Origin of the sequence: Enterobacter sp. BIDMC 30 (assembly GCF_000534355.1) — a bacterium.
GTDB classification, from domain to species: domain Bacteria; phylum Pseudomonadota; class Gammaproteobacteria; order Enterobacterales; family Enterobacteriaceae; genus Enterobacter; species Enterobacter ludwigii.
In genome coordinates, this window is sequence record NZ_KI973169.1 from 2,147,054 (window position 1) to 2,159,956 (window position 12,903).

A 12,903-nucleotide genomic window follows, 5' to 3' on the forward strand; every position below is an offset into this window, starting at 1 on the left:
AATTTTGCGTCACCAGACCCTGGAACCAGCATGGAAACCCAAAAAAACAATATTGAGTACATTCCTGAGTTTGAAAAATCTTTTCGCCACCCGCGCAACTGGAGTGCCTGGCTTGGCGTTTACGCATTTGCGGGGATTGCGATGTTACCTGCCTCGGTTCGCGATCCGGTACTGGGAAAAATAGGCCGCCTGGCGGGCCGGTTTGGTAAAAGTGCCCGTCGCCGTGCGCAGATTAACCTCCTGTACTGTTTCCCGGAGAAGAGTGACGCCGAGCGTGAAGCGCTGATTGACGACATGTACACGACCGCGCCGCAGGCCATGGCGATGATGGCCGAACTGGCGCTCAAAGGGCCGGAGAAAGTTCAGACGCGAGTTGACTGGAAAGGGCTGGAAATCATCGAAGAGATGCGCCGCAACAACGAGAAGGTGATCTTCCTCGTTCCTCACGGCTGGGGCGTGGATATTCCTGCGATGCTGATGGCGTCACAGGGGCAGAAAATGGCGGCAATGTTCCATAACCAGGGCAATAAGATCTTTGATTACGTCTGGAACACCGTGCGGCGCCGTTTTGGTGGCCGTCTGCATGCGCGTAATGATGGCATTAAACCGTTTATACAGTCCGTGCGTCAGGGCTACTGGGGTTACTATCTGCCGGATCAGGACCACGGCCCCGAGCACAGTGAGTTTGTGGATTTCTTCGCGACGTATAAAGCCACGTTGCCGGCGATTGGCCGCCTGATGAAAGTCTGCCGTGCGCGCGTCATTCCGCTGTTTCCGGTATACGACGGGAAAACCCATCGCCTGAGCATTGAAGTGCGTCCACCGATGGATGATTTACTGACTGCGGACGATCACACCATTGCGCGTCGAATGAACGAAGAGGTCGAGATTCTGGTGGGACCGCATGCTGAGCAATACACGTGGATACTGAAGTTGCTCAAAACGCGTAAGCCCGGTGAAACAGAGCCGTACAAACGCAAAGAGCTTTTCCCGAAGAAATAAGCAGAAAAAAAGCCCGCTCCGAAAAGAGCGGGCTTTTTAACAGGGGCGTACTTACTCGACGGTCAATACGCGAGTGGTATTGGTCGAGCCGATGGTGCTCATCACGTCACCCTGAGTCACAATCACGATATCACCGGAGACCAGATAGCCTTTGTCGCGCAGCAGGTTCACGGCGTCGTGGGCAGCCGCGACACCGTCGTTGGTGCTGTCGAAGTGCACCGGCGTGACACCGCGATACAGCGCCGTCAGGTTCAGCGTACGCTCGTGACGGGACATGGCGAAGATGGGCAGACCGGAGCTGATACGGGAGGTCATCAGCGCGGTACGGCCAGATTCGGTCATGGTGATAATCGCCGTTACGCCTTTCAGGTGGTTAGCGGCGTACATGGCAGACATCGCAATCGCTTCTTCCACGTTGTCGAACTGCACGTCCAGACGGTGTTTAGAGACGTTGATGCTTGGGATCTTTTCAGCACCCAGGCAAACGCGTGCCATCGCGGCTACGGTTTCAGCAGGGTACTGGCCGGCTGCGGTTTCTGCAGAAAGCATTACGGCATCGGTACCGTCCAGCACGGCGTTAGCCACGTCCATCACCTCTGCACGGGTCGGCATTGGGTTGGTGATCATGGATTCCATCATCTGGGTTGCGGTGATCACGGCGCGGTTAAGCTGACGTGCACGGCGGATCAGGGCTTTCTGGATCCCCACCAGTTCAGGGTCGCCAATTTCCACGCCCAGATCGCCACGGGCAACCATCACCACGTCAGACGCCAGAATCACGTCATCCATCGCGTCCTGATCGCAAACGGCTTCCGCACGTTCCACTTTAGCAACGATTTTGGCATCACAGCCCGCATCACGTGCCAGACGGCGCGCGTAGTTCAGGTCTTCGCCACAGCGTGGGAAGGAGACGGCCAGGTAGTCAACGCCAATCAGCGCAGCGGTCACGATATCTGCTTTATCTTTATCGGTCAGCGCCTCGGCTGAGAGGCCACCGCCGAGTTTGTTAATGCCTTTGTTGTTTGAGAGCGGGCCCCCGACGGTGACTTCGGTGAATACCTTCATCCCCTGAACTTCCAGCACTTTCAGCTGAACGCGACCGTCGTCGAGCAGCAGGATATCGCCAGGCACAACATCAGCCGGCAGACCTTTATAGTCGATCCCAACTTTTTCTTTATCGCCTTCGCCTTTACCCAGGTTGGCATCAAGCAGGAATTTGTCGCCGATATTGAGGAAGACTTTACCTTCTTTGAAGGTTGAAACACGAATTTTTGGACCCTGCAGGTCCCCGAGGATAGCAACATGACGGCCAAGTTTGGCCGCAATTTCACGCACTTTGTCGGCACGTAATTTATGGTCTTCTGGCGTACCGTGAGAGAAGTTCATACGCACCACGTTGGCACCCGCGGCGATAATTTTCTCGAGATTGTTATCGCGGTCAGTGGCCGGGCCTAAGGTGGTTACGATCTTGGTTCTGCGAAGCCTTCTGGACATGTAATACTCCGTTGACTGAAACAACTTTGGTGTTGCGTGAACATTAAATCGGCCTTCATCTGCTGCAAGGCAACAGAGAGAGGACCGAATGCCGTAAATCGTTACATCGTAGTTATTAAACTATTTAGGGAACATCGCTTTTCATAAGCAATTCTTTATCAAAACGCGATTCCTTAAGCGCTTCCTTGACACGCTTCAAGTTATCTCTGAATTTTGCGCCACGGCGCAGGGTGAAACCGGTTGCCAGCACGTCAATCACCGTGAGCTGCGCCAGACGGGAGACCATCGGCATATACATGTCGGTGTCTTCCGGGACGTCAAGGGTGATGGCGAGCGTCGCTTCTCTTGCCAGCGGCGTGCCCGCCGTCGTGAGGGCAATAACCATGGCATCGTTTTCACGCGCCAGTTGCGCCAGCTCCACCTGGCTTTTGGTGCGCCCAGTGTGCGAAATGAGTACCACGACATCATCTTCACTGCAATTCATACAGCTCATGCGTTGCAGGACAATGTCATCGGAATAAATGACCGGGACGTTAAAGCGGAAGAATTTATTCATGGCGTCATGCGCCACGGCCGCCGACGAGCCGAGGCCAAAGAACGCAATGCGCTTGGCCTGGGTCAGTAAATCCACCGCGCGGTTCACGGAATTCATATCCAGGGACTGGCGAACGTGGTCCAGCGTAGCCATGGCCGACTCAAATATTTTTGCCGTATAGGCATCAACACTGTCGTCTTCATCCACATTGCGATTAACATAAGGCGTGCCGTTTGCCAGACTTTGTGCAAGATGCAGTTTAAAATCAGGAAAGCCGCGCGTTTCAAGGCTACGGCAGAAGCGGTTAACCGTCGGTTCGCTGACGCCTGCCTCCTGCGCCAGAGCGGCGATGCTTGAATGAATCGCCTGAGCAGGAGCGGCAAGAATGACTTCGGCCACTTTTCGCTCGGATTTGCTAAGGTGTTCCAGTTGGAACTGGATTTTTTCCAGCATGTTCATTGTTAACAGGGCGCTCATGGGTGGAAACGATTTCATTAATTCATGAAATCATGATTCGATTTAGCCGATATTACCCCTGCGGCTTCCATAAAGGGTAACAGTCGACAAGATAATGTTGTTGTTTTTTTTCATTACTTGATCGGTGTCGGGTTTTGTTATGACCCTGTAGTTCAAAGAATCAACGCTTTTTACGTGATTCCGCCACCACACGCGTCTGACGGCGAAAAAATCGCGGTATCGCACGCGAGGTTAAGCGCTAATGGTTTCGGGAATGACGTAAAAGCAGTACAGTGCAACGTAATAAAATTACAACGATACCTGGCAGAAGTACCAGGTGATCCAACTGAGGAGAATGACATGGCGGTAACGCAAACAGCCCAGGCATGTGACCTGGTCATTTTCGGCGCGAAAGGCGATCTTGCACGCCGGAAATTGCTGCCTTCCCTGTATCAACTGGAGAAAGCGGGCCAAATTCATCCGGATACGCGTATCCTGGGCGTTGGGCGCGCCGACTGGGACAAGGAAGCTTATACCAAGGTCGTACGCGAGGCGCTCGAAACTTTCATGAAGGAAAAGATTGATGAAAGTTTGTGGGATACCCTCAGCGGACGTCTTGATTTCTGTAACCTGGACGTGAACGACGTCAGCGCGTTTAACCGTTTAGGCGCGATGCTGGATCAGAAAAACCGTGTCACCATTAACTACTTCGCCATGCCGCCAAGCACTTTCGGTGCAATCTGCAAAGGCCTGGGCGAAGCGAAGCTGAACGCTAAACCGGCACGCGTGGTGATGGAGAAACCGCTGGGGACCTCTCTTTCAACCTCACGTGAAATTAACGACCAGGTCGGCGAGTACTTCGAAGAGTGCCAGGTCTACCGTATCGACCACTATCTCGGTAAAGAGACGGTACTGAACCTGCTGGCGCTGCGTTTTGCCAACTCCCTGTTTGTGAATAACTGGGACAACCGTACCATCGACCATGTGGAAATCACCGTGGCCGAAGAGGTAGGTATCGAAGGCCGCTGGGGTTACTTTGACCAGGCCGGTCAGATGCGCGACATGATCCAGAACCACCTGCTGCAAATCCTTTGCATGATTGCCATGTCTCCACCGTCTGACCTGACGGCGGACAGCATCCGTGATGCTAAAGTGAAAGTGCTGAAGTCACTGCGTCGCATCGATCGCTCAAACGTGCGTGAGAAAACGGTACGCGGCCAGTACACCGCAGGGTTTGCTCAGGGTAAAAAAGTGCCGGGCTACCTGGAAGAAGAGGGTGCCAACAAGGCGAGCAATACCGAGACGTTTGTGGCGATCCGCGTGGATATCGATGACTGGCGCTGGGCGGGCGTTCCGTTCTACCTGCGTACCGGTAAACGTCTGCCGACCAAATGCTCTGAAGTGGTCGTTTACTTCAAAAACCCTGAACTCAACCTGTTCAAAGAGTCCTGGCAGGAGCTGCCGCAGAACAAACTGACCATTCGTCTGCAGCCAGACGAAGGGGTGGACATCCAGATCCTGAACAAAGTGCCGGGCCTGGATCATAAACATAACCTGCAGACCACCAAGCTGGACCTGAGCTACTCCGAAACGTTCAATCAGACGCACCTTGCAGATGCTTACGAGCGTCTGCTGCTGGAAACCATGCGCGGTATCCAGGCGCTGTTCGTGCGTCGTGATGAAGTGGAAGAGGCGTGGAAATGGGTCGACTCCATCACTGAAGCCTGGGCTGCGGATCAGGATGCGCCGAAACCGTATCAGGCGGGCACCTGGGGGCCTGTCGCGTCCGTCGCGATGATCACCCGTGATGGCCGCTCCTGGAATGAGTTTGAGTAAAATTATCAGCTGCCTCTTAGGTGTTATTTTACCGGTAACATGATCTAACACAGTTCGTGGCACAATTTATAAACTTTTAAGCTCCGCGTGGATTCACCCGCGGAGCTTTTTTTATTACACTGCCGGAAGTGATTTTGCCCCTGAGCTCCGGACAGCAAGCGTTTCAGCGTTGTTAATAATCGCCAGCGACTTTGTAAACTCCCGAGCCCGGACAGATAAATTAGAGGAGCTTTTATGAATCCGACATTGTTACGCGTAACACAACGCATTATTGAGCGCTCGAAAGAGACCCGTTCTGCCTACCTCGCCCGGATTGAACAGGCTAAAAGTAATACCGTTCATCGCTCACAACTCGCCTGCGGTAACCTGGCGCACGGTTTCGCCGCCTGCCAGCCCGACGATAAAGCCTCGCTGAAAAGCATGCTGCGTAACAATATCGCCATCATTACCTCCTACAACGACATGCTTTCTGCGCATCAGCCGTACGAAGTGTATCCGGAGATCATCCGTAAAGCGCTGCACAGCGTCAATGCGGTAGGCCAGGTCGCGGGCGGCGTGCCAGCCATGTGCGACGGCGTGACGCAGGGTCAGGATGGGATGGAGCTCTCTCTGCTGAGCCGCGAAGTGATTGCGATGTCGGCCGCAGTGGGCCTGTCTCACAATATGTTTGATGGCGCGCTGTACCTCGGCGTGTGCGATAAAATCGTCCCGGGGCTGGCCATGGCAGCGCTGTCGTTTGGTCATCTGCCTGCGATCTTCGTGCCGTCAGGTCCGATGGCAAGCGGCCTGCCAAACAAAGAAAAAGTGCGTATCCGTCAGCTGTATGCGGAAGGTAAAGCAGACCGTCAGGCACTGCTGGAAGCGGAAGCCGCCTCCTACCATGCGCCGGGCACCTGTACTTTCTACGGTACGGCCAACACCAACCAGATGGTGGTGGAATTTATGGGGATGCAGCTTCCTGGGTCCTCTTTCATTCAGCCGGATGCGCCACTGCGTAAGGCCCTGACTGAAGCAGCTGCCCGCCAGGTAACGCGTCTGACCGGTAACGGCAACGCGTGGATGCCGCTGGGTAAAATGGTCGACGAGAAAGTGATCGTCAACGGTATCGTTGCGCTGCTGGCAACCGGCGGCTCAACCAACCACACCATGCATCTGGTGGCGATGGCGCGCGCGGCGGGCATCCTGATTAACTGGGATGATTTCTCGGATATCTCGTCTGTGGTGCCACTGATGGCGCGCCTGTACCCGAACGGCCCGGCTGACATCAACCACTTCCAGGCTGCCGGTGGCGTGCCGGTGCTGATGCGCGAGCTGCTGAAAGGCGGTCTGCTGCATGAAGATGTGAACACCGTGGCGGGCTTTGGTCTGCAGCGTTATACCCATGAGCCGTGGCTCAATAACGGTGAGCTTGACTGGCGTGAAGGCGCCACCGCCTCGCTTGACGCACAGGTTATCGCCACCTTTGAACAACCGTTCTCTCGTCACGGCGGCACCAAAGTGCTCAGCGGTAACCTGGGGCGTGCGGTGATGAAAACCTCCGCCGTACCGGAAGAGAACCAGATTATCGAAGCGCCGGCCGTGGTGTTTGAAAGCCAGCATGACGTTTTGCCTGCGTTTGATGCCGGTCTGCTCGACAAAGATTGCGTCGTTGTGGTGCGCCATCAGGGGCCAAAAGCGAACGGGATGCCAGAATTACATAAACTTATGCCGCCACTTGGTGTATTATTGGACCGCCGTTTCAAAATTGCGTTAGTGACCGATGGACGCCTCTCTGGCGCATCAGGTAAAGTGCCTTCTGCCATCCACGTGACCCCGGAAGCTTACGACGGCGGTTTGCTGGCGAAAGTTCGTGATGGAGACATGATCCGCGTCAACGGTCAGACAGGTGAGTTAACCCTGCTGGTGGATGACGCTGAACTGGCGGCACGTAAGCCACATATTCCTGACCTGAGCGCATCGCGCGTGGGAACCGGACGCGAAATGTTTGGCGCGCTGCGTGAGAAACTCTCCGGTGCGGAGCAGGGCGCAACCTGTATTACGTTTTAAGACGACTTGATTTTATCGATCTGGCGAGAGAAAACTCTGATGAAAAACTGGAAAACAAGTGCAGAAGCAATCCTGACCACTGGCCCTGTCGTGCCGGTAATCGTGGTGAACAAGCTGGAGCATGCTGTCCCGATGGCGAAAGCCCTGGTCGCGGGTGGTGTTCGTGTTCTGGAAGTGACCCTGCGTACCGCCTGCGCGATGGACGCTATTCGCGCTATCGCCAAAGAAGTGCCGGACGCGATCATCGGTGCGGGTACTGTACTGAACGCACAGCAGCTGGCTGACGTGACCGAAGCGGGCGCGCAGTTCGCTATCAGCCCTGGCCTGACCGAGCCGCTGCTGAAAGCTGCAACCGAAGGCACGATCCCTCTGATCCCGGGTATCAGCACCGTATCTGAACTGATGATGGGTATGGATTACGGCCTGAAAGAGTTCAAATTCTTCCCGGCTGAAGCTAACGGCGGCACCAAAGCGCTGCAGGCTATTGCGGGTCCGTTCTCTCAGGTTCGCTTCTGCCCGACGGGTGGTATCTCTCCGGCAAACTACCGTGACTACCTGGCGCTGAAAAGTGTCCTGTGCATCGGCGGTTCATGGCTGGTTCCTGCGGATGCGCTGGAAGCAGGCGACTGGGAACGCATCACTAAACTGGCTCGCGAAGCGGTTGAAGGCGCGAAGCAGTAAGCGAAGACAGTATGAAAAACGGGCCTGCTGGCCCGTTTTTTTTATCCTGCAACCTTCACGTTCGCGGCGGCTGTTTTGGCTCTTGCCACAGCCTCATCCACGTTTTCACCGGTCGCTAGCGCCACGCCAAGGCGGCGCGTGCCGTCAATCTCCGGTTTCCCGAACAGACGAACCTGCAAGCCTGCACCCATAGCCCCTTCGACGTTATCAAAGGTGACGTTCTGGCTGGTTAATTGTGGCAGGATCACCGCCGAAGCCGCCGGGCCGTACTGACGAATGCCGCCAACGGGCAGGCCTAGGAAGGCGCGCACATGCAGGGCGAATTCAGAAAGGTCCTGTGAAATCAGCGTGACCATCCCGGTATCGTGCGGGCGAGGGGAGACTTCACTGAAAATTACCTCGTCGCCGCAGACAAACAGTTCCACGCCAAACAATCCGTAACCGCCCAGCGCCAGAACCACTTTACGGGCAATTTCCTGCGCACGTGCCAGCGCCAGGTCGCTCATCTGCTGCGGCTGCCAGGATTCACGATAGTCGCCATCTTCCTGGCGGTGGCCAATCGGATCGCAGAAATGGACGCCATCAACGGCGCTGACCGTCAGCAGCGTGATTTCGAAATCAAACTTTACGACGCCTTCGATAATCACGCGACCGGCACCGGCACGTCCTCCCTGCTGGGCATACTCCCACGCCTTATCCAGAGTGCTGCTGTCGCGGATAAAGCTCTGTCCTTTACCGGAGGAACTCATGACGGGCTTAATGATGCACGGGTAGCCAATTTCGTCGACAGCCTGCAGGAAAGCGGCTTTATCGCCGGCAAAACGGTAGCCTGAGGTAGGTAAGGCCAGCTCTTCAGCCGCCAGACGACGAATGCCTTCGCGGTTCATGGTGAGTTTGGCCGCTTTTGCGCAGGGCACCACGCGCTGGCCTTCCTGCTCAAGGGCGATCAGCGTATCGGTAGCAATGGCTTCAATTTCGGGTACCACGAAATCCGGTTTCTCCTGCGTAATGAGCGTACGCAGGGCATCGCCATCCAGCATATTGATCACATAAGAACGGTGGGCGACATGCATGGCAGGTGCGTCAGCGTAACGATCCACTGCAATGACTTCCACGCCCAAACGCTGGCACTCAATGGCGACCTCTTTACCCAGTTCGCCCGATCCTAACAGCATCACACGCGTCGCCGCAGGTCGCAGCGCGGTTCCTAAACGAGTCATAACAATCCCCCTGAAAAAGTTGCGCGCATTATAAACGTAAACGTTTGCGTCTGTCTTGTTCAGGGCCCGAGAGCGGTTAAGAAATTTGCGCTTCTTTAGCCGTGGCAGACATTTCCTGACGCCTGCTCGCTTACGCTGGGAGACATATTCACCGTTAAGTGAGGGAAACCATGTCAGGCTGGCTAAATCAATTGCAATCCATGTTGGGACAGAAAACGTCGTCATCCGGCGAGCAGGGGCTGAGCAAACTCCTGGTGCCGGGGGCGCTTGGCGGGCTGGCTGGACTGCTGGTTGCCAATAAATCCTCGCGTAAGTTACTGGCAAAGTATGGTACCGGCGCGCTGCTGGCGGGCGGCGGCGCTATTGCGGGTACCGTACTGTGGAACAAATACAAGGACAGAGTGCGGACCGCGCACAGCGACGAACCCCACTTTGGTGAGCAGACCTCGCCGCTGGATCTGCGTACCGAACGGCTCATCCTGGCGCTGGTGTTCGCGGCGAAAAGCGACGGGCACATTGATGACCAGGAACGATCGGCGATTGAGCAGCAACTGCGCGAAGCCGGTGTCGAAGAAAAGGGCAGAGCGCTGGTGGCGCAGGCCATCGAACAGCCACTCGAACCGCAGCGTCTGGCGCAAAGCGTGAAAAATGAGGAAGAGGCGCTTGAGCTCTATTTTCTGAGCTGTGCCGCCATCGATATCGATCACTTTATGGAGCGCAGCTATCTCAATGCGCTGGGTGATGCCCTGAAGATCCCACAAGATGTCCGGGACGGGATCGAGAAGGATATTCAGGAGCAAAAACGGGCGTTACAGGGCTAACTGCCGCCGTCGCAGCCATGTTTCGCTTGCATCATGCGTGGGTTTTGCCAACCTTATAGGGTGTAAAACTCAAAAGAATGATGACATGCCACCGAAAGCCCGACGTACTCCTTATGCGATCACCACGCATGGCGATACGCGTATAGACAATTATTACTGGCTGCGGGACGACTCCCGTTCCCGGCCAGAAGTGCTCGACTACCTGCACGAGGAAAACGACTATGGCCGCAAGGTCATGTCCAGCCAGCAGGCGTTGCAGGACCAGCTGTTAAATGAAATGGTGCAGCGTATCCCCCAGCGCGATATTTCCGCGCCATGGACCAAAAATGGCTATCGATATCGCCATATCTACGAACCTGGCAACGAGTATCCCATCTACCAGCGACAGTCGGTGTTATGCGCCGAATGGGATGAGTGGGATATCTTGCTGGATGCCAACCAGCGCGCCGCCCATAGCGAGTTTTATACCCTCGGCGGCATGTCTATTTCCCCCGATAACACCATTATGGCGCTGGCGGAGGATTACCTCTCCCGTCGTCAGTACGGTTTGCGTTTTCGCAATCTGGAAACCGGTAACTGGTATCCGGAAATGCTGGATAATGTTTCGCCGGACTTTGTCTGGGCGAATGATTCCGAAACGGTCTACTACGTCAAAAAGCATGCCTCCACGTTGTTGCCTTACCAGGTGTGGCGCCACACCGTTGGGACGGATTCTGCTGACGACGAACTGGTTTACGAAGAGAAAGACGAAACGTTTTATGTCAGCCTGCACAAAACCTCGTCTCGCCACTATGTGATTATCTTCCTGGCCAGCGCCACAACCTCTGAAGTTCTGCTTCTGGACGCCGAGCTACCTGATGCGCAGCCGCTGTGCTTCCTGCCGCGACGTAAAGATCATGAATACAGCCTCGATCACTTCCAGCACAGCTTTTACCTGCGCTCTAATCGGGAGGGTAAAAACTTTGGCCTCTACAAAACCAAAGTACGCGATGAACGGAAGTGGGAAGTGTTAATCCCCGCCCGGGAGCAGGTAATGCTCGAAGGGTTTACGCTGTTCACCGACTGGCTGGTGGTTGAGGAGCGCCAGCGGGGGCTGACCAGCCTTCGGCAAATTAACCGCAAAACGCGGGAAGTGATCGGGATTGCGTTTGACGACCCGGCCTATGTTACGTGGATAGGGTTTAATCCTGAGCCGGAATCGTCGCGTCTGCGCTACGGCTACTCGTCTATGACCACGCCCGATACGCTCTTTGAGCTGGATATGGACACCGGGCAACGTCAGGTGCTTAAACAGTCCGAAGTGAAAGGGTTCGATTCCGACAACTACCGAAGCGAACACCTGTGGGTTACCGCCCGCGATGGCGTCGAGGTGCCGGTCTCGCTTGTTTATCATCGGGCGCATTTCCAGAAAGGTAAGAATCCGATTCTGGTTTACGGCTACGGCTCCTACGGCTCAAGCATGGACGCTGATTTCAGCAGCAGCCGGTTAAGTCTGCTGGATCGCGGTTTTGTGTTCGCCATTGCGCATGTTCGCGGCGGCGGGGAGTTGGGTCAGCACTGGTATGAAGACGGGAAATTCCTGAAAAAGAAAAATACCTTCAATGATTATCTCGACGTCTGCGATGCGTTGATTGAGCAGGGCTATGGCGATCCTGGGCTTTGCTTTGGTATGGGCGGCAGCGCGGGAGGATTATTGATGGGGGCCGTCATCAATCAGCGTCCCGAACGCTTTAAAGGGATTATTGCGCAGGTGCCGTTTGTCGATGTGGTAACGACCATGCTGGATGAATCCATCCCGCTGACGACCGGAGAGTTTGAAGAGTGGGGCAACCCGCAGGATGAGATCTACTATCGCTACATGAAAGAGTACAGCCCGTACGACAATGTGGAAGCGAAAGCGTATCCGCACATGCTGGTAACCACCGGATTGCACGATTCACAGGTGCAATACTGGGAGCCTGCAAAATGGGTGGCGAAACTGCGGGAACTGAAAACCGACGACAACCTGCTGCTGCTGTGCACGGATATGGACTCCGGTCACGGCGGGAAATCGGGACGATTTAAATCTTACGAAGGCGTGGCTCTGGAGTATGCGTTTTTGATTGGCCTGGCACAGGAGACGCTGCCAGGCCGTGCGGAGCGTTAAGCTTCGCCAAGATAGTGCTTAAGCGTTAAACGCAGTTCCGGGCTCATCTTATCGAGGTTGTTATAGAGCCAGCGCAGATAGCCCGGATCTTTATCCGCAATATCGGAAACCGCCCGACCGCGGTATTTGCCAAAGGTGAAGGTAGTCAGCAACGCCGGACGCCCGGTAATGGTCGCCATATCATCTGGGGTCCAGCCGGAGTTATTCATAATATCAATGAGTAACGCGGCGGTGATGTAGCAGTCATACAGGGCGCGGTGATGGTGCAGACCCTCCGGCGTTCTGACGCTCAGCTTACGGGATTTGTACAACGCCATATTGCTGTACTTAATCCCGGGCCAGAGACGACGCGCCAGTTTCATCGTGCAAATCCATTCTCCGGGCATGTCGGGGAGCACCCGGCGGTCAAAACTGGCGTTGTGCGCGACGTACCACGGGCTACCGTAATAATGGGGTATCACCTCTTCTATCCACGGTTTGTCCGCCACCATCGATTCTGTAATACGATGAATAGCCATTGCCTGCGGGCTGATCGGGCGGTCGGGACGTACCAGATGGCTCATTGGGTTGACTATTTTTCCATCAATCACGTCGACAGAAGCCACTTCCACTATTCCGCCCTGAAGATCGCAGGTTTCGGTATCGATGACGCGCAGCATTGAACTC

At 55.2% G+C, this 12,903-nt stretch carries 10 protein-coding genes; 6 read left to right on the forward strand and 4 right to left on the reverse strand.

Annotated features, from left to right (window positions below):
• Positions 1-30 precede the first annotated feature (30 nt).
• A complete protein-coding gene (gene lpxM, locus L466_RS12080; RefSeq protein WP_032678429.1) occupies positions 31-1,002 on the forward strand; it encodes a lauroyl-Kdo(2)-lipid IV(A) myristoyltransferase in 972 nt (323 codons plus the stop codon).
• A 51-nt stretch (positions 1,003-1,053) separates the two neighbouring features.
• Here the strand turns inward: lpxM and pyk are convergent, their stop codons facing one another.
• Positions 1,054-2,496, reverse strand: coding sequence for a pyruvate kinase (gene pyk, locus L466_RS12075; protein ID WP_020883399.1), 1,443 nt, complete (start codon positions 2,494-2,496; stop codon positions 1,054-1,056).
• Between the two features lie 124 nt (positions 2,497-2,620).
• Positions 2,621-3,490: a MurR/RpiR family transcriptional regulator gene (locus L466_RS12070; protein ID WP_025203851.1), complete on the reverse strand. Its 870-nt coding sequence runs from the start codon at positions 3,488-3,490 to the stop codon at positions 2,621-2,623.
• A gap of 357 nt (positions 3,491-3,847) precedes the next feature.
• On the opposite strand from L466_RS12070, the gene zwf reads away from it, so the two are divergent.
• The 3 genes from zwf to kdgA all read left to right on the forward strand — a co-directional run bounded on the left by zwf (position 3,848) and on the right by kdgA (position 8,050).
• Positions 3,848-5,323, forward strand: a complete 1,476-nt coding sequence (gene zwf / locus L466_RS12065) for a glucose-6-phosphate dehydrogenase (RefSeq protein WP_020883401.1) — start codon at positions 3,848-3,850, stop codon at positions 5,321-5,323.
• 234 nt (positions 5,324-5,557) lie between these two features.
• Positions 5,558-7,369 carry a phosphogluconate dehydratase gene (gene edd, locus L466_RS12060; protein WP_014170631.1) on the forward strand — a complete coding sequence of 604 codons (1,812 nt, stop codon included), beginning with the start codon at positions 5,558-5,560 and terminating at the stop codon, positions 7,367-7,369.
• Positions 7,370-7,408: 39 nt separating this feature from the next.
• Positions 7,409-8,050, forward strand: a complete 642-nt coding sequence (kdgA, locus tag L466_RS12055; protein WP_032680776.1) for a bifunctional 4-hydroxy-2-oxoglutarate aldolase/2-dehydro-3-deoxy-phosphogluconate aldolase — start codon at positions 7,409-7,411, stop codon at positions 8,048-8,050.
• A 41-nt stretch (positions 8,051-8,091) separates the two neighbouring features.
• On the opposite strand, the gene purT is transcribed toward kdgA, so the two are convergent.
• On the reverse strand, positions 8,092-9,270 hold the full coding sequence (purT, locus tag L466_RS12050) for a formate-dependent phosphoribosylglycinamide formyltransferase (RefSeq protein ID WP_032680777.1): 1,179 nt from the start codon (positions 9,268-9,270) through the stop codon (positions 8,092-8,094).
• Positions 9,271-9,440: 170 nt separating this feature from the next.
• On the opposite strand from purT, the gene L466_RS12045 reads away from it, so the two are divergent.
• Together L466_RS12045 and ptrB are read left to right on the forward strand one after the other, a co-directional pair.
• Positions 9,441-10,091, forward strand: a complete 651-nt coding sequence (locus tag L466_RS12045; RefSeq protein ID WP_014170628.1) for a tellurite resistance TerB family protein — start codon at positions 9,441-9,443, stop codon at positions 10,089-10,091.
• Between the two features lie 85 nt (positions 10,092-10,176).
• A complete protein-coding gene (gene ptrB, locus L466_RS12040) occupies positions 10,177-12,237 on the forward strand; it encodes an oligopeptidase B (RefSeq protein ID WP_032678427.1) in 2,061 nt (686 codons plus the stop codon).
• Here ptrB and exoX read toward each other — a convergent pair.
• On the reverse strand, positions 12,234-12,896 hold the full coding sequence (gene exoX / locus L466_RS12035; protein ID WP_014170626.1) for an exodeoxyribonuclease X: 663 nt from the start codon (positions 12,894-12,896) through the stop codon (positions 12,234-12,236). The two genes, ptrB and exoX, sit on opposite strands and share 4 nt — an antisense overlap.
• Positions 12,897-12,903: the final 7 nt, after the last annotated feature.

Coding starts and splice junctions, on each gene's coding strand:
- purT (WP_032680777.1), bottom strand. CDS start 9,270: ATGACTCGTTTAGGAACCGCGCTGCGACCTGCGGCGACGCGTGTGATG.
- zwf (WP_020883401.1), top strand. CDS start 3,848: ATGGCGGTAACGCAAACAGCCCAGGCATGTGACCTGGTCATTTTCGGC.
- L466_RS12045 (WP_014170628.1), top strand. CDS start 9,441: ATGTCAGGCTGGCTAAATCAATTGCAATCCATGTTGGGACAGAAAACG.
- ptrB (WP_032678427.1), top strand. CDS start 10,177: ATGCCACCGAAAGCCCGACGTACTCCTTATGCGATCACCACGCATGGC.
- L466_RS12070 (WP_025203851.1), bottom strand. CDS start 3,490: ATGAACATGCTGGAAAAAATCCAGTTCCAACTGGAACACCTTAGCAAA.
- pyk (WP_020883399.1), bottom strand. CDS start 2,496: ATGTCCAGAAGGCTTCGCAGAACCAAGATCGTAACCACCTTAGGCCCG.
- kdgA (WP_032680776.1), top strand. CDS start 7,409: ATGAAAAACTGGAAAACAAGTGCAGAAGCAATCCTGACCACTGGCCCT.
- edd (WP_014170631.1), top strand. CDS start 5,558: ATGAATCCGACATTGTTACGCGTAACACAACGCATTATTGAGCGCTCG.
- exoX (WP_014170626.1), bottom strand. CDS start 12,896: ATGCTGCGCGTCATCGATACCGAAACCTGCGATCTTCAGGGCGGAATA.
- lpxM (WP_032678429.1), top strand. CDS start 31: ATGGAAACCCAAAAAAACAATATTGAGTACATTCCTGAGTTTGAAAAA.